Below are 21106 nucleotides of genomic sequence, written 5' to 3' on the forward strand. Positions count from 1 at the left end.
GTAGTAATTGAAATGAAAAATTTAATATCTTAGTTATATCAACAATTGCTGCTCCGATTTGCATATTGTAATTAGGTGTATTCGAAACAAATATGAATGATTGTGAAACTGATAAAGGCTGCTCTTATGAATCACAAGAAATTGCTGTTAACGATGGCGTGTATTTGGGTTTTAAACCGTCAGCAAGAAAAGCTGGGTCAGGGACAAATAGAAGCATGTCATATCCGGACGTCCCTGCTCCGAGGACTACATTTGCGCCGAATAGTTCGGCAACGTTTATTATAGAATGCGTTGATGCTGGGGATGCCAATAATGTGTTGTACACTCAGATTTTAAAAGAGGTTATTATAGGAGAGAGAACTATAAAAGCACCAACAGTTAATAATTATAATTTGATTACTGATTCGCCTAAAAATATAAAAGTATTATATCCGGAAACGACGGTTACATTTGAGTATGAATATGTACCATATGAAACGCCGGTTCCAACTTTTGAGCCGGTACCGACCATTGAACCCAGTTCAACTCCGGATGCGCTAATGTCAATTCCAACTCCAACTATGGAAATTTTCCCACCGTCTCTTTCGAGCCTTACAATTAACTGTGTGGAGAGGGAGAATGAAAATAATATATTGTATTCACAAACTATACCGAATATTTATTATTATACTGTCCAGGAGGTTGCGGCTCCGCCTGTAAAAGGATATACATTTAGCGGCGAAAAGGAAATTGTGACTATATATCTTTCTGAGGGTAGTAATACAGTAACATTTGTATATGACCGAATAGAATCAGAGGTAAAAGATCCGGACAATAAATGGAAACTTATTCTTAATAAAAGCGATGTTCAAGGAGACATAGTTTGTGCAGCCGAAAACATAACCGATGAAAAACAAAACGGTGTAATGATAATAGGATATTATGATAAAAATGGAATATTACTAGATGCTAATATAGTGGAAATTGAGGCTAACCCCGGCGAAAATATAAGCTATAATGTTGAAATACCGGATGAGATTAGGTCTAATATAAAGGAAATTCGAGCATTTGTGTGGGATAATTTAAAAGATATGAAGTCTGCCGCAGATATGGAAATAATCGGTATATAATATGACTAAGATTATCGCTTTAAGTTTTAGAAATAGAAGATATAAATATTTTAAATATAGATTATTTAGATAATTATTGTAGATAAAAGAAAAAGCTGAAAATGCGTCCTAGTTAACAATAGATGTTTTTGTCTATGTTTTAGGGCGCATTTAAAATATATAATTTAATAATTTATTTATGGCTAAGTGTTAATATTTTCTTGAAAGAATATAATAAGTAATCAGATATATAATAGACTGAGCTGCCATAATTGTGCAAACGAACTCATAGAGTGAGTTGCCAATTATCATTAATGTGATTGCTGCAGCGGCTTCAGCGATTAACGTAAGCATAAGCGTAAGGTACCCGCTCTTATGAGCAATCATTACGTATCTTTCTTCATTTTGATTTATTTCAAGTTTTTTGCGTTTTTCAGGATTACTTAATATAATTGCGTATTGAATCACTTTCAGTATTGATACAGCTGTTAGAGCTGCGCCAAAACCGACTATAGTATTGCCGTCGCGGACTATTCCTGTTATAAACAGTGAGATTCCGATAATACCAACAACTATTAAATAGATTATTTTATTTTTTATTGCTTTCATAGTTATTCCCCCTCATATAAGAATATATCTTCTATTTTAACTTTAAAAAAATCCGCAAGTCTAAATGCCAAAAAAATCGATGGATTATACCGCCCGTTTTCAAGCGAACATATTGTCTGACGGGACACCCTTACAGCGTCAGCCAATTCTTCCTGACTTATGCCGTTTTCTTTTCTGAGCGTCTCAAGAGTGTTTTTCATTCTATCCCTCCTTTATAAAAAGTAAAGCTAGCTTTCCATCTCTCTATTTGTATTATACAACCATTATTAAAAAATGTCAAGTACATTTTACATTTTTATTTTACAATTTTTTTATCCGCGGTATCGTTTAGAGGTGTCGCAAAATAGTGAAAACAGCGCAGTTTCTAGGACTTAAAACTGTCAACATATGTCGGTGTTGTCGTTTTTTACAATAATCAAACAGTTAAATATACCGTTTTATTACTTTTGTTACAACATCGTAATATTTTTTTAGAAAGTTTGAAAATTTCTATTTACAAATTTTATTTTCATGGTATAATAGAGTTATTATTTATAGTAGATAATTGCGAGTTCTTATAAACAACAGAGGAGGAAATGAAGTGTTCCAGTTTGATACAGAAGCTACAAACCCCGCCAAAATAAAAGTTATTGGTGTCGGCGGCGGTGGTAATAACGCTGTTAATAGAATGGTTGAGGCCGACGTTAAATGTGTTGAATTCGTCGCCGTGAATACGGATAAGCAGGACTTAACTCTGTCGCAGGCGTCACAGAAAATACAGATTGGCGAAAAGATAACAAAAGGTCTTGGCGCTGGCGCGGTTCCTGAGGTTGGTCAGAAGGCCGCTGAAGAAAGCGTTGAGGATATAAAGAAAGCAGTTCAAGGGGCTGACATGGTATTTGTTACAGCCGGAATGGGCGGAGGTACCGGTACGGGTGCTGCTCCTATCGTGGCAAAGATTGCTAAAGATGAGGGCATTTTGACAGTTGGTATAGTAACAAAGCCTTTCTGGTTTGAGGGAAAGAAAAGGCAGCAGAATAGTGATATTGGTATTACCAATCTTATGCATGCTGTTGATACTCTTGTTGTTATACCAAATGATAAGCTGCTTGAAGTTGCTGAGAACAGAACTCCTCTAACCGAGTCGTTTAAAATGGCTGATGATATTTTGAGACAAGGCGTTCAGGGTATATCTGATTTGATTTCAAGGCCGGGGCTTATCAGTCTTGACTTTGCTGATATCAAGACAATAATGAAGGATACAGGTTTCGCACATATGGGTATCGGACGAGCTTCCGGTGAAAACAGAGCGGAAGAAGCCGCTAAGAAAGCTATACATAGTCCGTTGCTTGAAACAACTATAGAAGGCGCTAAGGGCGTTATATTAAACGTTACAGGCGGACCGGATCTTGGAATTTTGGAAGTTAAGACGGCTGCTGAACTGGTTGAAGAGGCTGCTGATTCTGATGCTAATATCATTATCGGTGCTATTATAGATGAAAACTTAGGCGATGAACTTGTTATCACAGTTATCGCAACAGGATTTAAGGGGAATGTTCCAGGTCAGCCGGAGAAAGAGGAAGAAACCAATCCGTTTTCAAGCTTTTTAAATGGAATGGGGAATTTGAGCAGCACACAGAGTGCTCCGTCATATAATCAGGCTCCGCCACAGCCGGCGCCTAGTTATACGCCGCCTAGTCCGACATTTGAACCGGCGCCGTCATCCAATTTATTCAGCAAGGTTGGCGAAGACGACGGGATAGATGTTCCGGTATTTTTACGCAGAAAAGATAAATAGATATATGAATTTATACAGCCGCAGGCATTTTGTCTGTGGCTGTTTTTATATAAAAATAAATAATTGCGATAGTTATACGCTGTATTTTGAAACCATTTGAATAAAAGAATTGGCTGATGGAGAATTTAAAACAATAAAGAAATATATATTGTTTATTAGGATTATGAAAGTTTGATAAGTGTTTTGAAATGGTTGTGATAGTGACCTTAAATAGAATTCTGGGTATTGCAGAGAGGTCTGTTTTTGGTGAGTTATTTAAAGTAAAAATAAACAATTTGTATTTTTATAAAATGAAGCACTCCTTATTTATTTTTTATGTTTATAGGCGGACGTATTATTTAACTTATAAATACTTTTTTAATTTTATATACTAACAGTGGCATTGCTTGACAAAAGACGGTAAAACCTATCACGAGAAAGACCTCAACCTACATTAAGTAATTTTTTCTCGACCCTTGATGATTATGCACCATTTCTACTAATAATATTTTTGTAAGGTGACGAACCGATTTGCGCATGGCAGCATAAAAACAGCCTTGTAAAGCAAAAATGTGAGACGAGACCGGTTGTATGCGGTTTCCGGCCGTTTATGGTTTATATTAAACGATTTAAAAATGATCTGATAATCACTGTCTTTTTGGTTTAAAGTGCAATAGTGGTATTTTGAGAAAATCATCAGTTATTAGTTTGAAATGTTTATGGTTACTAGTATAATTAACCGACTGTTTAAACAAAAAATATTTTATAATAAATTTATTAATAGGCAGTAAAATAGTTGAATATTATGTATAAATATGATATACTATTTGCCAATAAAAGGGGATAACCCCGTAAATTTTGGAGGTTGTTATGAATTACAGTAATCCGGTTCGAAGAGGCTTTTATCCTGACCCGTCGGTTATACGAGTAGGTGAAGATTTTTATATGGTTAACTCTTCATTTCAGTATTTTCCATGTATACCCATTTCACATTCTAAAGATATGATACATTGGGAAACAATAGGACACGCTATCACAGATCCATCTTATCTTGATTTAAGCGGAATTAAAGACTCGCATGGTATTTGGGCGCCAGATATTTTTTATAATGATGGAACTTTTTATATAATTGCCACAATGCGGCTAAATGACAGCGGAGAAGAAAAAACTCGTCCCAGCAGACAGCAGCTTATTATGAAATCCACAACTCCGGAGGGACCTTATACAAAGCCGGTTTGGCTAAATGCAAATTCGATAGATCCTTCGTTGTTTTTTGATGATGACGGAAGAAAGTATATGATAACTGCCAGAGCCGCTACGGCTTGGGAACTTAATGAAGACTGCACTGAGATAATAGACGGTCCTAAAGTTGTTTGGAATGGAACCGGAGAGCGTTGTTCTGAAGGCCCCCATATTATGAAGCATAATGGTTACTATTATGCGATAGCCGCAGAGGGAGGAACAGGTTATGGACATGGTATCAATATAGCTAGGTCAACAGAATTATTCGGTGAGTATGAAAATTGCCCGTATAATCCTGTAATGAGACAGAAAGATCCGGAAAAATTAATACAGCGCGCCGGTCACGGCAAGCTTGTTGAAGATCAAAACGGCGACTGGTGGGCTTATTATCTTTGCGGAAGACGAAACGAAGGAAATTATACGACTTTGGGACGAGAGACAGCTTTGGATCCCGTTCGCTGGACTGATGACGGCTGGTTTCTAATAAATGAGGGGAAAGGCCCCAGCGAGATACAAAACGGACCGGACTTACCTGAATTTAAAGGCGAATCAAAAAGTTTTTTTGATGATTTTGATCATGATAGTTTAAATCTTGAATGGGAGTTTGTCAGAAATCCGGACTATGATTATATTTCTCTAAATAAGGAGAAAGAATGCTGTCTGAGGCTTTATACCACTGACGGGAATTTGAGTGAGCTAAAGGCAAAGAACACATTGGTTCATAGAGAAGCAGAGTTTAAATACAGAGCGGAAACAAAGATGAATTTTGACCCGGATGATGGTGCGTGGGCCGGTTTAACCTGTTATTACAGCACTGCTACATATATCAGATTTAATATAGCCATGTCTGAAGGAAAGAGGATACTTGAACTGGTTATTAACCGAAACCAAGGCGAGGAACTGGTGAACAAAACAGAAATTCCTGATGGATGGATAAATCTTCGGGTTGATGTTGACGGGCAAAAACGAACGTTTTCATATAGTATGGACGGTGAAAACTATATTGAGGCAGGAACCGTTAATCCGTGTATCTTTTTGTGCGATGAAGGAGTTCCAACAGATAGAAAACGGCATACCGGAACAATGGTAGGAGTATTTGCCGGAACGGATTCGGGAAAAAGAATACCGGCTGATTTTGACTGGTTTAAAATTGACGCGGAATAATCTTGGATAAAATTAACTTTTAATATTGGTTGTCTTAGGAGATTTATTATGTCAAGAAGTGAAAGTGTTGTGGTTACTGCCCTTTGTATGGTTTATGACAACGATAAAATCCTTTTGCAGGATAGGATTAAAGAAGATTGGAAGGGCGTTACATTTCCGGGAGGACATATTGAGAAAAAAGAGTCTTTTGTAAAAGGAATAGAAAGAGAAGTGTTTGAAGAGACAGGTCTAAAAATTAAAAATATTAGAATTTGCGGTGTAAAGCAATTTCAAACAGAAGATGACGAAAGATATATTGTGTTGCTCTTTAAAACGAATGAATTTGAAGGCGAACTTTGTTCCTCTGAAGAAGGAGAAGTTTTTTGGGCAGAACGTAAGAATTTGTCTTCATATGAAACAGTAGACGATTTTTATGAACTTATAAAAGTGTTCGATGATGAAAATATTAATGAGTTGATGTTTGAAGGCTGTAAAGAAGATAATCACTGGAAATGGATTAAAAAGTTATACTGAATTAATATATAAACTTCATTAAAATAAGAAAATAAAGTTTTTCGCATTAAAAAATCTCCCATTTTATTATATGCTTCAAAGTTTAGTGCGTTTGAAGATATATTACTTGGGAGATTTTTTGTATATATTAGTCAACTATTTTTGCGCTTTCAATAGTTATAGGTGTTGACGGCATGCCCGATGAGTCCCTGGCTATGCTTAAGAAACTGTCAATAACTTCCATCCCTTCGGTTACAGTGCCGAATACTGCATATTTTCCGTCCAGGCTGGGAAGGTCAGTATAGCAAATATAGAACTGGCTGGACGCGGAATCCGGAGCGCTGGATCTTGCCATTGCTACGCTTCCTCTTTTGTGCGTCAGCGTGTTTTGAGTAAAACCATTTTCAGAAAATTCCCCGTGTATCTTAGTTTGACTTCCGCCTGTGCCGTTCCCGCTTGGGTCTCCGCCTTGAGCTACAAAGTTGTCAAGAACTCTGTGGAATGTTAATCCGTCATAAAATCCTGAATTAACAAGGCTTAAAAAGTTTTCAACGGTTTCAGGAGCATACTCAGGTTCACACTGAATAGTGAAAGTTTGTCCGTCGCTCATAGTGAAGAGAACTTTGCAAGAACCTTGCGACAGTTCTCCTGTTACGGGAACAGGACTGTTTTCAGCCTTTTTGGCTTGTGTCGGGGTATTAGTGGGTTCGTTTTTGGCTTTTGCCGCATTGTTCTGGTCTGAACCGCAAGAGGCTAGACACAGCAGTGCAGCGGCAGCCAATACACAGCATAAAATTCTTAAAGTTTTTTTCATTACACATCCTCCTAATATAGCATTATTTTCCATACAGATTATAGCATATTATAAAATATATATCAATAGTTGTTTAAGCCAACAAAAGTTAGTTATAAATAAATTTAGAATTTCTTAGAAATATTTATACAGAGATTCTTATTATTTAAACATATTGTATAGTCTGTTGTTATAAATTTATATAGTTTTTTATATTGCGAAGTTATATAAAAACCATATAAATTAGCAATATACACATATGTATATTTTTAACAAAGATGAAAATATTTATTACAATTGTGTTTCAGACTATTGACGAAATTATTTTTATAGTGTATCATCTTATTATCAGCTCACAAAGCTGTTAAATGATTTGAAACCTTAAATATTAAAATTTTATTATGGAATTGGGCAACGCTGCCTACTGGCGTTACCCTTTTTCTTTTAGAAAAATATACAATTTAAGAAATATAATTGATTTATATTGTGCGCCGGCTTGTTTATTATAAATAATAACCATGATAATACAGCTGCAGGATAATAAACTTATGTGCTGTTTTGATTCAAATCCGATTTATTCTGTTCGAAATAGTACGGATAGGCTATAATAAACTGAACAAAAAATTAAGGTTTTTTAGCGAACATCGGTAGAGTGTGTGTAAGCACACTTCATTAGGTGAGCTGCCATATCGCGTGGAGCGTGAACATACTTAAAAAAGATTGTCATAATACTTTTTATTAATAAATTTTTCCGATACTGAGCGTCTTACGCTGCATATTTCATCTGCGTTGGGTATACAAATTAATATTTATTATGATATATGACCTTAACATTTTTATTCAGTCTATGTAGCCTGATCAAAAAATTTTTGCCTATCTTTTGTGGTTTAAAACATCATAAGCAAATTTTTATATATTTAATTTGGAGGCTGTTTTTATGAATAGTGATACAGTTTTATTAAAGGAAATAATTGAGAGGGCAAAAAATATAGTATTTTTTGGAGGAGCAGGCGTATCGACTGAGAGCGGTATACCTGACTTTAGAAGCAGCGACGGGCTTTATAATCAGAAATATAAATATCCTCCCGAGCAGATAGTCAGTCATACATTTTTTAAGTACAACACAGAGGAGTTTTACCGTTTTTATCGAGACAAAATGATATATTGTGAAGCTAAGCCAAACAAAGCTCACATTGCGTTGGCTGAGTTGGAGAAGTCCGGCAAACTCTCGTGTGTTATAACTCAAAATATTGATGGACTTCATCAAATGGCAGGAAGCAAGAATGTTTTTGAACTGCATGGGAGCATACACAGGAATTACTGTTTAAAGTGTGGGAAGAAGTATGGACTTGATAAGATAATAGGCACAGAAGGAATACCAACATGTGATTTATGCGGAGGTATAGTGCGGCCTGATGTTGTTTTATACGAAGAAGGACTCGACCCTGAAATTCTTAATGGCTCTATAAAAAACCTTAGAAAAGCAGACGTTTTGATTATCGGAGGAACATCTCTCGGAGTATATCCGGCGGCCGGATTGATACATGAATTCACAGGGGATAAAATTGTTCTGATAAATAAGTCGGTGACTCCTGCTGACAAAACGGCTGATTTGGTTATAAGAGAGCCAATAGCACAGGTGCTGAAGGAGGCTGTTTTAATGTGACAAAATATACATGGAACCCGTGGCACGGCTGTCATAAAATAAGCGCCGGGTGTGCCAACTGCTACATGTTCCGTTCGGATTCCGGGAGAGATATTGACAGCAATACGGTCAGAAAAACATCAAGTTTTAACCGCCCTGTCAGCAGAGATAAATATGGCAGTTATAAGCTGAAATCAGGAGCGGAAGTGGGTTTATGCTTCACATCTGATTTTTTAATTGATGAAGCTGACAAATGGAGAGATGAAGCCTGGGACATGATAAGAGAAAGGTTTGATTTAAATTTTCTATTTATAACAAAGCGTATAAATAGGCTGGCTGATGTTGCGCCTGATGATTGGGGAGACGGCTATGATAATGTAGCTATCGGGTGTACTTGTGAAAACCAGGAGATGGCGGATAAACGCCTGCCTGTATTTTTATCTTTTCCGATTGCCGAACGTTATATAATATGCGAACCCCTGTTAGGTCCTATTGATTTAAAAGAGTATTTGTTACCTGAAAAAATAAGTGAAGTTATAGTAGGTGGAGAATCGGGGAATGAAGCCCGGGTATGCGACTATGATTGGGTGTTTGATATTAGAAACCAATGTATTGAAGCCGGGGTAGATTTCAGTTTTCATCAAACAGGAGCAAGGCTCAGGAAAAATGGAAAGGTGTATAGAATATTGCGCAGACACCAACATTCTCAAGCTAAAAAAGCGGCCATAACATTCCGCAGAAAAAAAGTATAATATTATCCTTATGAATCTTAGACATTCATGAGGATATTTTTATTGAATCGGTATTGTCAAATTTGTTTATCATAAACAATAAACTAATTAAAAATAAATAACTGGCTATATTGCAGTCATAAGAGTAATAATGCGACTAATTTAGACTAAATTGAAATGAAACCGTAACACACAAAGGAGCCTTTTTATGATATAATTTATAAGGCGTATTGACGTCTGTGCAGTGTTTTTTATATATAGAAGTTTTATGATACAATGAACTTTAGATAAAGTTTTTAAAATATAAAGATTATGAGGGGAGTTTAAATGGCGGCAACCAAGACTAAGACTACAAATACAAAAAAGAAGACAACGTCTTCGGGCAGTTCTGCAAATTCCCGTGCCAGGTCAAAGACAGGAACCCGTTCAAGTGCGTCAGGCACAAGAAAAGCGGGAACCCAAAGAGCTGTTAAAGCTTCTGATGTGACCGCAAGACAGCCAAAAACAAAAGTTCTATCAAGCGAAGTTCAGGGAATATTGCTTATGGCTCTGGGCATTTTCTTTGCATGCGCATTTTATCTCAGTGCAGCAGGTATAGTAGGAACTTTTATCAGAAATGTTTGCTATGGGTTATTTGGCGCCGCTTCAGGAGTGTTTTTTATATATTTTCTGCTTGCGGGCATTAACTGCTTTTTTGATAAAAAGACAGGGGATTCACTCTACAAGTGGTGGGTTCTGTTGGGACTGATGATTTGTTCCGGTATGATATATGCTCTTGCTTTAGGCGATACAGGATTTGTTGAGGGCGGTTTTTTTGGTAATTTAAACTCGCTGTATGAAAACGGTATAAACGGCAACGGCGGCGGAATACTGGGCGGTTTTCTCTGTAAACTGACAGTTTTGCTTATTGGATATATGGGCGCCTGGGTTTTTTCAGCTTCAGCTGTGCTGGTTCTGTTTATAATTCTAACAGGGATATCAATTGAAGGTGTTTTCAGAAAAATTTTAAACTTTTTTAGAAACAGCGGTAATAGTATTAAAAACAGGGCTAATCGCGAGGTCGAAATTGAGCCGGTTCTTGATGATTATTACTATGATGACGGTGAATTCCAAGAATCAAAAAAGACGTCATTTTTGAAACGTGTTTTTGGAAAAATAAAGACCGGAAGAGAAAAAAGAAAAGAGCAGAGAAATAAATATGACACTTTAAATACTGATTATGAGTATGAACAAAGACATACGACCGATTTTGATGATAAACCGGTGAGAAAATCAAGAAAAGGTTCTGCAAAGAAGAATAGTTCCTCTATCGATATAGAACTAAATGACAAAAAATTTATTCCTCCGCCAACAGAGACAAAACCTCAGAGATTTATGTTTGAAGAGGATGCGGAACTCAGCAATAACTTAAAAACTTCCATAGAGGATACCGGTATTAGTTCATCACAGCATAAATTCAGTATTGATGACCTGCCGTTTGATATTGACGGTATAACGGCAGGGACGTTGAGTGAAGTAGGAGATGAGGCCGGTCACGGATTTGATGATGTAACCGTTCCATCATTTTTGGATACCAGCAAGACCGGAGCGCTTACAAATATGCCGAAAGAAGACGGTTCTATACCCAGCAATGACCCTGACGATTTTGAACCGCCAAGCGAAGCTAAACTTCAGGACAAGCTGGACCCAATGACTAAAAAAGCTTTAGACAGCGGAGTTCCGCTCGATGAAGCTGTGACTAAGGGACGTAAAATGCTTGTGGAAGACGCTGAACCTCAAACCCCGGAGCAAAAAATAGCTGCGGAAATTGAGGAAAAGAGCACCGTGCCTAAATTGATAAGTTATAAGCTGCCTCCATATAGTCTTTTGGCAGAACCTAAACCAAATAAAAAAACAAAAGCCGAAATAAAGTATGAGCTGGAAGAAAAGGCAAATCGTCTGCTGGATACTTTGAGCAGTTTTAAGGTGGAAGCAAAGATTATAAATATTACCCAGGGGCCGTCTGTTACCAGGTTTGAACTGCAGCCGGGATTTGGTGTTAAAGTTTCAAAAATAACGGGGCTGTCTGATGATATTGCTTTAAGCCTTGCGGCTCCGGGGGTCAGAATTGAGGCGCCGATACCCGGGAAATCAGCTATAGGAATAGAAATACCAAATTCGAATCCTTCACCGGTTCCGATTCGAGAGGTGCTTGACACCACTGAATTTAAAAGAAAAAAATCAAAGACTACAGTTGCTTTGGGTAAGGATATAAGCGGAAACTGTGTTATTGCTGATATAGCAAATTTCCCGCATATTTTGATTGCAGGCGCTACGGGTTCAGGTAAGTCCGTATGTATCAATTCGCTTATAACAAGTATTTTATATAAGTCAAAGCCTGATGAGGTCAAAATGATAATGGTAGATCCAAAGATGGTTGAGCTTGGGGTATATAATGGAATACCGCACTTGCTGATACCTGTGGTGACCGACCCTAAACACGCTGCCGGCGCTCTTAATTGGGCTGTTGTGGAGATGCAGAACAGATATAATCTTTTGAAAGATAACAAAGTAAGAAATCTGAAAGGTTATAATAAACTGATGGAAGAGCGTGAAGAGCCGGATGCAAAACTGCCGGAAATTGTTATAATTATTGACGAGCTTGCCGATTTGATGAATGTTGCAAAGAGCGAGGTAGAGGAAGCGATAAACCGTCTTGCGGCTTTGGCCAGAGCCGCCGGAATGTATTTAGTTATCGCAACTCAAAGACCGTCGGTAAACGTAATTACCGGTGTTATAAAGGCCAATATTCCCTCCAGAATAGCGTTCGCCGTAAGTTCGCAGATAGACAGCCGAACTATAATAGATTCAGCAGGAGCGGAGAAGCTGCTTGGAAAAGGAGATATGTTATACTCTCCCAGGGGTTCTATGAAACCGCTGCGTGTTCAGGGCAACTTTGTCTCAGACAGTGAGATAGAGGCTCTTGTAGACTTTATAAAAGGGCAATATGAAGCAGAGTATGACGAAGAAGTTATAGAGCATATAGAAAAAGAACATGAAAGGGTTGCGGCTGACCTTGAAGCCGGGAGCGGTTCTTCATCTTCTCATAGCGGAAGCGATGGAAGCGGCGGAAGAACTGACGATATGTTCCTGGAGGCTGTTGAGCTCGTTTTGGAGAATGGGCAGGCGTCCGTTGCTATGTTTCAAAGGAAATTCAAAATGGGCTATCAGCGTGCTGCGAAACTTATAGACCAAATGGAGGAAAAGAAGATAATAGGTCCATATGAGGGAACAAAACCGCGGCAGGTACTTATAACCCGTCAGGAATTTAATGAGATGAAGTATAATCGCTCAGAGAATTAAGACCAAATAAAAATACGCGCGGAATTAATTCCGCGCGTATTTTTTGCTGTGTTAAATGCTAAAATACTTTTTCATGTTTTTGAAAAACAGTTCCCAAAGATTAATCTTGTTTACCTCTGTCATAGACACTATATTATTTTCACCGATTTTTTGCCCGTCCACTTTAAAGACAACGTTGCCGACAACCTGGTCTTTTTGTATTGGAGCGGTACAGATTGAGTCCATGTTTATTTCTGTTTCAACTTTGTCTTCATTGCCTTTTTTTACGATATAATTGGTGTTGCCCATAAGCGTTACGGGAACGGTGTCCTGCGTTCCGCTCTGAACGGTGAGGTTTGGTATCTCCCCAACTATTTGTTCGCCGTTTACAACTGAATAGTTTGCAAAACCATAATCAAGAAGTCTTGCAGCGCTTCCGAAACGTTCTTTGGTGCTTGGCGCCCCCAATACAACTGCAACTAAGTTAAGACCGTTTCTTTCTGCCGATGCGGAAAGGCAATACTTTGCTTTTTCTGTTGACCCGGTTTTTAAACCGTTTGCGCCGCTGTAGGATTTTAATAGCTTATTTGTGTTGGACAGACCAAAACTTCCGCCCCTCAATGTGTCCATCCAGGTTGTGGTATATTTAAAGACGTCGCTGTGCTTAATCAGAGCGCATGATATTTTTGCAACGTCTCTGGCGCTGCTGTAGTGGTCGTCAGGTTCATCAAGACCATTGCAGTTGCAAAAGTGTGTGTTTTCACAGCCTAATGCCGCAGCTTTTTTATTCATCATTTCCACAAAGGCGTCCTCGCTTCCGGCAACAAACTCAGCCATTGCCACAGCCGCGTCATTTCCTGAAGATATTGCTATAGCCTTAAGCATATCGTCAACGCTCATCTGCTCTCCAGGCTCCAAAAATACTTGTGAACCGCCCATAGACGCTGCGTGCTCGCTAGTGCTTACCATATCGGAATAGCTTATTTTTCCGCTCTCTAAAGCGTCAAATATTAGCAGCATTGTCATGGTTTTTGTAACGCTGGCTATCTGTAGTCTTTCATCCGGATTGAACTCATATAGGACTGTGCCAGAGCTTGGCTCCATCAATATACCTGATTTTCCGCTGACAAGTGACGTGGATACGTCTGTGTCTACCTGGGTTCCCATATCTTCGGCTGAAACTGAGACAGGCACAACAACGCTGCAAGTGCTTATAAGCAGAGCGATTACCAAAATTTTTGCTAGATTTTTTATGTTTATACATTTGATTATTTTATTCATACTTTGACCTCCTGATTATTTTTACAAATTCTTTTTCATATTTGCCAGAGCGTTTTTTTCCAACCGAGATACCTGAGCCTGTGAAATTCCTATTTCATCAGCAACTTCCATCTGGGTTTTTCCCTGAAAAAACCTAAGATTAATGATGTGCTGTTCACGCTCATTCAAACGGTTTATGGCTTCTTTTAGTGAAATGCTTTCAAGCCATGATTCATCAATATTTTTTTCGTCTTTAATTTGGTCCATTATAAACACAGCGTCAGTTCCATCATGATAGACAGGCTCCTGCATAGATACCGGATCCATTATGGCGTCCAGAGCCACGGAGACTTCCTCCGGCGTTATATCAAGCTCTTTTGCTATCTCATGTATGCCGGGTTCCTTCCCGTTTTGATTGGTTAGTCTCTCTTTGACTGAAAGCGCTTTATATGCTGTGTCGCGGATAGAACGGCTGACTCTGATACTGTTGTTGTCCCTGAGATACCTTCTTATTTCGCCGATTATCATTGGAACCGCATAGGTGCTGAACTGAACATTGTGGCCTGTGTCAAAATTTTCAACTGCTTTTATCAATCCGATACAGCCGATTTGAAAAAGGTCGTCAATATTTTCATTTCGGTTATTAAACCGTTTTAAGATGCTCAGCACCAGCCGCAGATTTCCATAGATAAATTTTTGACGGGCTTCGGCATCACCCTGTTTTATCTTTTCAAAAAGCTCGCGTTTTTCTTTTGCTGTCAAAACCGGGAGCTTTGAGGTATTAACGCCGCAGATTTCCACTTTATTGTTACGCATTGGCCTGCCTCCTTCGGAACTCTGAATTAAAATTTGTTTTGTATAAAGTATTTGCAACGTTTAGAATAATATTCAAGCAGATATCAAATTTGGGCAGATAAAATATATTTTGCAAATATGGAACATTTATGTTATAATTTCCTCAATAGAAAAAATTAAAAATAAATTTAAAAAAAGGATTTGGTGTTATGAAATATAGAGACATGTGCGGAGAAAAAGTTTCTGTATTGGGACTAGGCTGTATGCGCCTTCCGACCGTAAAGAAAGACGGCGAAAATATAATTGATGAACAAGCGTTTTTGGAGATGGCCGATTATTCTGTAAAAAACGGGATAAACTATTTTGATACAGCGTTTGGTTACCATAACGGCACGAGTGAAATTGAGTTGGGTAAAGTAATAAAAGAACTTGGGATAAGAGAGAGAATTTTTATTGCAGATAAGCTTCCGCCGTGGAACATAAACGCGGACGGAGACGTAGAGAAGGTTTTTCAAACCCAGCTAAATAAAGTGCAAACCGACTATTTTGATTTTTTCCTGCTCCATAATATGACAAAGGAATTTTGGGACGGTAAAATAGCTGACTTGGATGTTTTAAACCATGTCAAGGAATTTAAAAAACAGGGCAGAATTCGCCACTTAGGTTTTTCGTTTCATGATGATCTTGAAACTTTCAAACGTATAATAGACAGCTCAGACGGAGCGTTTGAGTTCTGTCAGATACAGCTGAACTATGCTGACGCAGCGTCAAATTTTCAGGCTGGACTTGAGGGGCTTAAATACGCGTCGGATAACGGCCTCAGTGTGGTTATTATGGAACCTTTAAAAGGCGGCAAGCTTGTTGTTCTGCCTGAACACGTATCAAAAATTCTGCCGGAGGGCAGAACAATAGTTGAGAATGCTCTTGACTTTTTATGGGATATGAAGGAAATATCAATACTGCTCAGCGGAATGGGAAGTATGGAACAGCTCAAAGAGAATATAAAGTATGCTTCACGCAGTGATGTTGGTATGCTCAGTGAGGATGAAAAAAAGAGAATAATGGAAGCCGGAGACATTTTTAACCAAGGCGCCAGGGTGCAGTGCACCGGATGCAGATACTGTATGCCATGTCCGGCTAATATTGATATACCTGAGATTTTTAAACTTTATAATGAGCAGGCTTTAACTTATACCTGGGAGGATGAGCCCAGCAAAAAGTATTTAGATATGGAATATAAGGCGGACGCTTGCGTTAAATGCAGGAATTGCGTCAGTCACTGCCCGCAGAATTTTGATATACCAAAGCTGCTTGAAGAGGCAGGGGAGTCTTTATCAAAGTAATTAAGATATTTTAGCAGATTCATCTTATACATACATTTAACTATAGAAAGGTGAAACGTATATGTGGATATTGTTTGCGTTTGGTTCCGCATTCTTTGCAGGAATAACAGCTGTTCTTGCAAAGTGCGGAATAAAAGATGTAGACAGCGACGCGGCTACGGCGGTCAGAACCGTTGTAGTTCTGGTGTTTTCCTGGGTTATGGTGTTCGTCAGCGGCAGCGAAATAGGTCCAATATCTGCAAAAACATGGACGTTTTTGATTCTCTCAGGTCTTGCAACCGGAGCATCCTGGCTGTGTTATTTCAAAGCTCTTCAGCTAGGAGACGTAAATAAGGTTGCTCCAATAGATAAATCAAGCACTGTTTTAACAATGCTGCTTGCGTTTATACTTTTGGGAGAACCTTTGGGAGTTTATAAAGTTATTTCAATGGTGCTGATTGCCATTGGAACGTATTTGATGCTTAATATACAAAAAAGCACAACTGAGGTTAAAGGTTATAAGTGGCTGGTGCTTGCTGTTATGTCGGCCGTGTTTGCCTCTTTGACCGCTATCTTGGGCAAGGTAGGTATTGAAGGGATTGATTCCACTCTTGGAACGGCTATACGTACTGTTGTTGTTTTGATTATGGCATGGATGATTGTTTTTGTAACGGGAAAGAAAAATACGCTGAAACATATTGACAGACATTCGATGCTGTTTTTGATATTGTCGGGAATTTCTACAGGTGCGTCCTGGCTGTGTTATTATAGGGCACTCAAGACAGGGCAGGCAGGTGTTGTGGTTCCGATTGACAAACTGAGTATAATTGTTACGATTGCTTTTTCTTATATCGTATTAAAGGAAAAGCTCAGTGCAAAATCCTGGCTGGGTCTTATTTTGATAACAGCAGGTACTTTGTTGCTTTTGGTATAGTCTTAGGATTGAATGGACAAAAAATAAAACCATATAATGCAGATATAATACTACAGAAGGGATTTGTGAGAGCTTATGAAATCTTATATCGGTATAGAGGATATATTTGCTCATGAAATATTGGATTCACGCGGTATACCGACGATTGAGACGGAGGTATATACAGATGACGGAAACATCGGACGAGCCTCAGTGCCGGCAGTAACATCACCTGGGCAGTATGAAGCTCACGAACTGCGTGACGGAGACCAAACCAGGTACATGGGAAACGGTGTGCTCAAAGCGGTTAAGGTTGTAAACGAACATCTTGCAGAAAAACTGACAGGAATGAATGTTATAGACCAGGAAGCCATCGATAGAAAGATGATAAGCTTAGACGGAACTTCTAATAAATCAAAATTGGGTTCAAATGCAATTTTAAGCGTTTCGCTCGCTTGCGCTCATGCGGCAGCAAATGCATTAGGCGTGGGGCTATACCAGTATATCGGCGGAATCGGCGGAAAGAAAATGCCGGTACCTTTGGTTAATGTAATAAGCGGCGGGCGGCATGCAGATAATTCTCTCAGTTTTCAGGAGTTTATGATTGCTCCTATTGGTGCTGAGAGTTTCAAGCAGGGGCTCATGTGGTGTGCTCAGGTTTCTCATACTTTGAAAGAATTGTTGAGGGATAGCGGTCTTTCAGCTTCATTTAGTGACGTTGGAGGATATGTTCCTAATCTTTCCGGGGATGAAGAGGCTATAAGGCTGATAGTAAGAGCGATACAAAAATCCGGTTATCGCACCGGGGAACATTTTGCGGTTGCGATTGACGCGGCGGCCGGCGAGATGTATAACGAAGCTAAAGCTGTTGGAGAGGAAGGACAGTATTATTTTTGGAAGCAGAACAGAATGCTGACGCGTGAAGATATGGTCAAAATGTGGAATGATTACTGCCGAAAGTATCCGATACTGTCTATAGAAGACGGGATGGCTGAGGATGATTTTGAGGGCTGGGAAGTGATGACTGACAAGCTTGGGGATAAAATAAAGCTGGTTGGTGATAATCTTTTTGTTACTGACAAATTAAGATTAAAAAAAGGATTGGATTTAAAAATTGCCAATTCTATTATAATAAAGCCAAACCAAATAGGTACTTTAACGGAAACTTTGGGAACTATTGAACTTGCCAAAACTAATGGATACACTCCAATAATTTCTTGCAGAAGCGGAGAGACAGGGGATACAACTATAGCTGACATTGCCGTGGCGGTGAACGCAAAGTATATAAAGGCCGGGGCTTTGTCAAGAGGTGAGAGTGTTCAGAAGTATAATCGTTTGCTTAAAATTGAAGAGGAATTGAGATATTAGACAGACCCCCGGGATAATTCCCGGGGGTTTTTAACGTAAGTTTTTGTTAAGGCGAAGGGTTTGTTGTTTAATAATGTATATTTGTTTATTATTACTGTAAATTGGTTGTTGCGATTGACTATTTTACAGTAATGTTGTATAATTCATTTAGGGTTCAAAAAAATAAGGAAGAAGGGTATAAGAAATGAACTTGAAAAAATTAAAAGGTGTATTTTGGGCTGTACTTGCTGCAATGCTTATTTCTGCGGTATATTGCCCGGCAACGTTTGCTGAAACAAACTCATTGCCGGCTTTTCCGGGCGCTGAAGGCGGCGGTATGTGGGCAACGGGAGCAAGAAGTTCAGAAAATCGTGAGGTTTATCATGTGACAAGTCTTGCTGATGACGGGAGCTTTGGTACATTCAGAGACGCAGTTTCTCAACCTGACCGTATTATTGTATTTGATGTGGGCGGAACTATAAATTTGAGCAGAACGCTTACTATATACAATGATAATCTTACCATTTTGGGTCAGACCGCGCCGGGGGATGGAATCTGCTTTAGAGATTTTAACGTGTATATGACGGGGAACAATATTATTATGCGTTATCTGCGTTTCCGTATGGGCGTAGACGGAGGTATTGAGGATGATACTTTGGGCGGCAGAGGAATTAATAATGTTATAATAGACCATTGCTCTATGAGCTGGAGCACGGATGAATGTGTTTCTTTCTATCAAAATGAAAACTTTACTATGCAGTGGTGTATTATATCAGAAAGTTTAAAGAACTCACTTCATGACAAAGGCGCACATGGATACGGCGGTATATGGGGAGGTAAAAATGCAAGCTTCCACCATAATCTTCTCGCTCACCATGACAGCCGTAACCCTCGTCTTGACAGGGGTTCAAATAAAGACGCATATAATGATGTTACTTTAAATATGACTCTTACCGATATGAGAAACAATGTTGTATACAACTGGGGCGGAAATTCCGCTTACGGCGGCGAGGATGGAATGGCAGCTAATTTTATTAACTGTTATTACAAGTATGGTCCAAGCACTGGAAAACATAAGAGCAGGATATACAATATTAGTGCTTCAACTGCAGACAGTTCATATATAGCTGCCGGAACAGGTGTTGAGGGCTGGGGAACAGATGTGTATGTTGACGGAAACTATGTTGATGAAAATTCTTCAGTTACTTCAGACAATACCAAGGGTGTTGATAAAGACAGTAATGCTAACCATTATGGAATATGGTCGAAGTCTAATATTACAGACGCAGAAAAAATAGTTCATTTCAGATATGAGAACGAATACCCGGTTAATACTGAAACCGCAGAGGACGCCTATAAATCAGTGCTTGAAAGCGCAGGAGCAAGTATAATCAGAGACAGCGTTGATACAAGAGTTACGAATGATGTTAAAAACCGTACCGGTAAAATTATTGATAAGCCGAGTGATGTTGGGGGATATCCAACTTTGGATGGCGGAACTATGTCAAAGGATAGTGATTTGGACGGAATTCCAAATGAATATGAAGATAAGAATGGGTTAGATAAAAACAGTTCATCTGATGCTGTTAAAATCAATCCGTCAACAGGCTATATGTATATTGAAGAATATGCAAATGCTTTGGCAGACGGCAGTTATGTTAGAGATACTGCTTATGATGAAACGCTTCCTCAGCCTACTATCGTCCCGCCGGCTGTTGAAACACCGGATCCTAACGTTAGCCCGTCTCCTGAAACACAGGTTGTTTCAGAGTGGATTGCAACTGAGGCTGATATTAATAAACCGGCAGGCACCGAGTTTATGCCGGGATTGGTAGGAATGATTCCGTTTGGACGTCCTATGCAGGATATAGCTGTTTTTGATGATGGATTTATATCGAATTTTGCTATTACAGATAAAAATATAGGCGGCGGATATGAAAACGGAAAAGGAAAAGGCAGTGCAATGGAATTTACTGCGCCTGAAGACGGAGTATTTACTATTTATTTGACTGCTCTGCAGGACAAAACTTTCTATGTTACAAAAGCCGGTGTTACGGATTATACAAAAGAGTCGACTTACTCGCTTAATGTAAAAGAAGCTAATTTGCCGATTCGGTATTCATTGCCGGTGAAAAAAGGCGATGTATATTATTTCTATATGGATGGTTCAAAAGCTAGATTTAGAAAAGCTGCTTTTGCTGAATATGTAGAGAAAGAGCCTGTTCAAACCTACAGCATTAATAATTTAAATGTCGAAGGCGAGACTATTTCATTTAATGTGGTAAAAAATGCTGAGACCAGCGGCGATAACCTTATTATAGTTGCTGAATATAACGATAAAGGCGTTATACAGTATATGGATACGAGAGTTTTATCAAACGGTGTATCTATTGGAGAGACGGTTCCCTATACTGTTAACCACGTTTCCGGTGCCGGCAATGAAGTTAAAGTGTTTATTTGGGATAATATAAATAATTTGACGCCGTTAAGTCAAACGGTAAGCAGTAATGAAAATTAAAAATTAAATGTGCCGCAGCTAGGGACTGCAATTTTCAGTTCCTTTCTGCGGCACTATGTGATTTATAACAATTACTATGTTTATATTGTGTTAAATTTATTTGGGAATAA

Annotated in this window: 16 protein-coding genes; 11 read left to right on the top strand and 5 right to left on the bottom strand. The window is 38.7% G+C overall.

Features of this window, described 5'->3' with window-relative positions; genetic code table 11:
- Nucleotides 1-92: 92 nt before the first annotated feature.
- Complete coding sequence (locus B9O19_RS06570) at nt 93-1109, top strand: hypothetical protein (RefSeq protein WP_102365666.1); 1017 nt, start codon at nt 93-95, stop codon at nt 1107-1109.
- Between the two features lie 189 nt (nt 1110-1298).
- Here B9O19_RS06570 and B9O19_RS06575 read toward each other — a convergent pair whose 3' ends face one another.
- Nucleotides 1299-1697 carry a hypothetical protein gene (locus B9O19_RS06575; RefSeq protein ID WP_102365667.1) on the bottom strand — a complete coding sequence of 133 codons (399 nt, stop codon included), beginning with the start codon at nt 1695-1697 and terminating at the stop codon, nt 1299-1301.
- A 2-nt stretch (nt 1698-1699) separates the two neighbouring features.
- Nucleotides 1700-1897, bottom strand: a complete 198-nt coding sequence (locus B9O19_RS06580) for a helix-turn-helix transcriptional regulator (RefSeq protein WP_102365668.1) — start codon at nt 1895-1897, stop codon at nt 1700-1702.
- 380 nt (nt 1898-2277) lie between these two features.
- On the opposite strand from B9O19_RS06580, the gene ftsZ reads away from it, so the two are divergent.
- From ftsZ to B9O19_RS06595, 3 genes are all read left to right on the top strand, one after another.
- Nucleotides 2278-3474, top strand: a complete 1197-nt coding sequence (ftsZ, locus tag B9O19_RS06585; protein WP_102365669.1) for a cell division protein FtsZ — start codon at nt 2278-2280, stop codon at nt 3472-3474.
- An 849-nt stretch (nt 3475-4323) separates the two neighbouring features.
- A complete protein-coding gene (locus tag B9O19_RS06590) occupies nt 4324-5859 on the top strand; it encodes a glycoside hydrolase family 43 protein (protein WP_102365670.1) in 1536 nt (511 codons plus the stop codon).
- Nucleotides 5860-5907: 48 nt separating this feature from the next.
- The gene (locus B9O19_RS06595) at nt 5908-6372 is read left to right on the top strand and encodes an 8-oxo-dGTP diphosphatase (protein WP_102365671.1); all 465 of its coding nucleotides are present in this window, start codon (nt 5908-5910) and stop codon (nt 6370-6372) included.
- Between the two features lie 127 nt (nt 6373-6499).
- Here B9O19_RS06595 and B9O19_RS06600 read toward each other — a convergent pair whose 3' ends face one another.
- Entirely contained in the window at nt 6500-7165 is a 666-nt protein-coding gene (locus tag B9O19_RS06600; protein ID WP_245862895.1) for a peptidylprolyl isomerase, read from the bottom strand.
- A 916-nt stretch (nt 7166-8081) separates the two neighbouring features.
- On the opposite strand from B9O19_RS06600, the gene B9O19_RS06605 reads away from it, so the two are divergent.
- The 3 genes from B9O19_RS06605 to B9O19_RS06615 all read left to right on the top strand — a co-directional run bounded on the left by B9O19_RS06605 (nt 8082) and on the right by B9O19_RS06615 (nt 12862).
- Nucleotides 8082-8810, top strand: a complete 729-nt coding sequence (locus B9O19_RS06605; RefSeq protein ID WP_102365672.1) for an NAD-dependent protein deacylase — start codon at nt 8082-8084, stop codon at nt 8808-8810.
- Entirely contained in the window at nt 8807-9541 is a 735-nt protein-coding gene (locus tag B9O19_RS06610) for a DUF5131 family protein (protein WP_102365673.1), read from the top strand. Before B9O19_RS06605 ends, B9O19_RS06610 begins: the two co-directional genes overlap by 4 nt.
- A 306-nt stretch (nt 9542-9847) precedes the next feature.
- A complete protein-coding gene (locus tag B9O19_RS06615) occupies nt 9848-12862 on the top strand; it encodes an FtsK/SpoIIIE family DNA translocase (RefSeq protein WP_102365674.1) in 3015 nt (1004 codons plus the stop codon).
- Between the two features lie 51 nt (nt 12863-12913).
- Here B9O19_RS06615 and B9O19_RS06620 read toward each other — a convergent pair whose 3' ends face one another.
- Both B9O19_RS06620 and sigG read right to left on the bottom strand, forming a co-directional pair.
- A complete protein-coding gene (locus B9O19_RS06620) occupies nt 12914-14122 on the bottom strand; it encodes a D-alanyl-D-alanine carboxypeptidase family protein (protein WP_102365675.1) in 1209 nt (402 codons plus the stop codon).
- 21 nt (nt 14123-14143) lie between these two features.
- Nucleotides 14144-14917: an RNA polymerase sporulation sigma factor SigG gene (gene sigG, locus B9O19_RS06625; protein ID WP_102365676.1), complete on the bottom strand. Its 774-nt coding sequence runs from the start codon at nt 14915-14917 to the stop codon at nt 14144-14146.
- 188 nt (nt 14918-15105) lie between these two features.
- Here sigG and B9O19_RS06630 point away from each other — a divergent pair, with 188 nt between their 5' ends.
- The 4 genes from B9O19_RS06630 to B9O19_RS06645 all read left to right on the top strand — a co-directional run bounded on the left by B9O19_RS06630 (nt 15106) and on the right by B9O19_RS06645 (nt 20996).
- Nucleotides 15106-16239 (top strand): aldo/keto reductase, encoded by a 1134-nt coding sequence (locus tag B9O19_RS06630; RefSeq protein ID WP_102365677.1) that lies wholly within the window; start codon nt 15106-15108, stop codon nt 16237-16239.
- A gap of 61 nt (nt 16240-16300) precedes the next feature.
- Nucleotides 16301-17152 carry an EamA family transporter gene (locus B9O19_RS06635; protein WP_102365678.1) on the top strand — a complete coding sequence of 284 codons (852 nt, stop codon included), beginning with the start codon at nt 16301-16303 and terminating at the stop codon, nt 17150-17152.
- A gap of 75 nt (nt 17153-17227) precedes the next feature.
- Entirely contained in the window at nt 17228-18499 is a 1272-nt protein-coding gene (gene eno / locus B9O19_RS06640) for a phosphopyruvate hydratase (RefSeq protein ID WP_102365679.1), read from the top strand.
- 184 nt (nt 18500-18683) lie between these two features.
- On the top strand, nt 18684-20996 hold the full coding sequence (locus B9O19_RS06645; protein WP_102365680.1) for a pectate lyase family protein: 2313 nt from the start codon (nt 18684-18686) through the stop codon (nt 20994-20996).
- Nucleotides 20997-21106 lie beyond the last annotated feature (110 nt).

This window comes from Monoglobus pectinilyticus (genome assembly GCF_002874775.1).
Lineage (GTDB): Bacteria > Bacillota > Clostridia > Monoglobales > Monoglobaceae > Monoglobus > Monoglobus pectinilyticus.

What these genes read in the sequence shown, in the direction of transcription:
- B9O19_RS06570 (WP_102365666.1), top strand. Translation starts at nt 93, where the DNA reads ATGAATGATTGTGAAACTGATAAAGGCTGCTCTTATGAATCACAAGAA.
- B9O19_RS06575 (WP_102365667.1), bottom strand. Translation starts at nt 1,697, where the DNA reads ATGAAAGCAATAAAAAATAAAATAATCTATTTAATAGTTGTTGGTATT.
- B9O19_RS06580 (WP_102365668.1), bottom strand. Translation starts at nt 1,897, where the DNA reads ATGAAAAACACTCTTGAGACGCTCAGAAAAGAAAACGGCATAAGTCAG.
- B9O19_RS06590 (WP_102365670.1), top strand. Translation starts at nt 4,324, where the DNA reads ATGAATTACAGTAATCCGGTTCGAAGAGGCTTTTATCCTGACCCGTCG.
- B9O19_RS06595 (WP_102365671.1), top strand. Translation starts at nt 5,908, where the DNA reads ATGTCAAGAAGTGAAAGTGTTGTGGTTACTGCCCTTTGTATGGTTTAT.
- B9O19_RS06600 (WP_245862895.1), bottom strand. Translation starts at nt 7,165, where the DNA reads ATGAAAAAAACTTTAAGAATTTTATGCTGTGTATTGGCTGCCGCTGCA.
- B9O19_RS06605 (WP_102365672.1), top strand. Translation starts at nt 8,082, where the DNA reads ATGAATAGTGATACAGTTTTATTAAAGGAAATAATTGAGAGGGCAAAA.
- B9O19_RS06615 (WP_102365674.1), top strand. Translation starts at nt 9,848, where the DNA reads ATGGCGGCAACCAAGACTAAGACTACAAATACAAAAAAGAAGACAACG.
- B9O19_RS06620 (WP_102365675.1), bottom strand. Translation starts at nt 14,122, where the DNA reads ATGAATAAAATAATCAAATGTATAAACATAAAAAATCTAGCAAAAATT.
- sigG (WP_102365676.1), bottom strand. Translation starts at nt 14,917, where the DNA reads ATGCGTAACAATAAAGTGGAAATCTGCGGCGTTAATACCTCAAAGCTC.
- B9O19_RS06630 (WP_102365677.1), top strand. Translation starts at nt 15,106, where the DNA reads ATGAAATATAGAGACATGTGCGGAGAAAAAGTTTCTGTATTGGGACTA.
- B9O19_RS06635 (WP_102365678.1), top strand. Translation starts at nt 16,301, where the DNA reads ATGTGGATATTGTTTGCGTTTGGTTCCGCATTCTTTGCAGGAATAACA.
- eno (WP_102365679.1), top strand. Translation starts at nt 17,228, where the DNA reads ATGAAATCTTATATCGGTATAGAGGATATATTTGCTCATGAAATATTG.
- B9O19_RS06645 (WP_102365680.1), top strand. Translation starts at nt 18,684, where the DNA reads ATGAACTTGAAAAAATTAAAAGGTGTATTTTGGGCTGTACTTGCTGCA.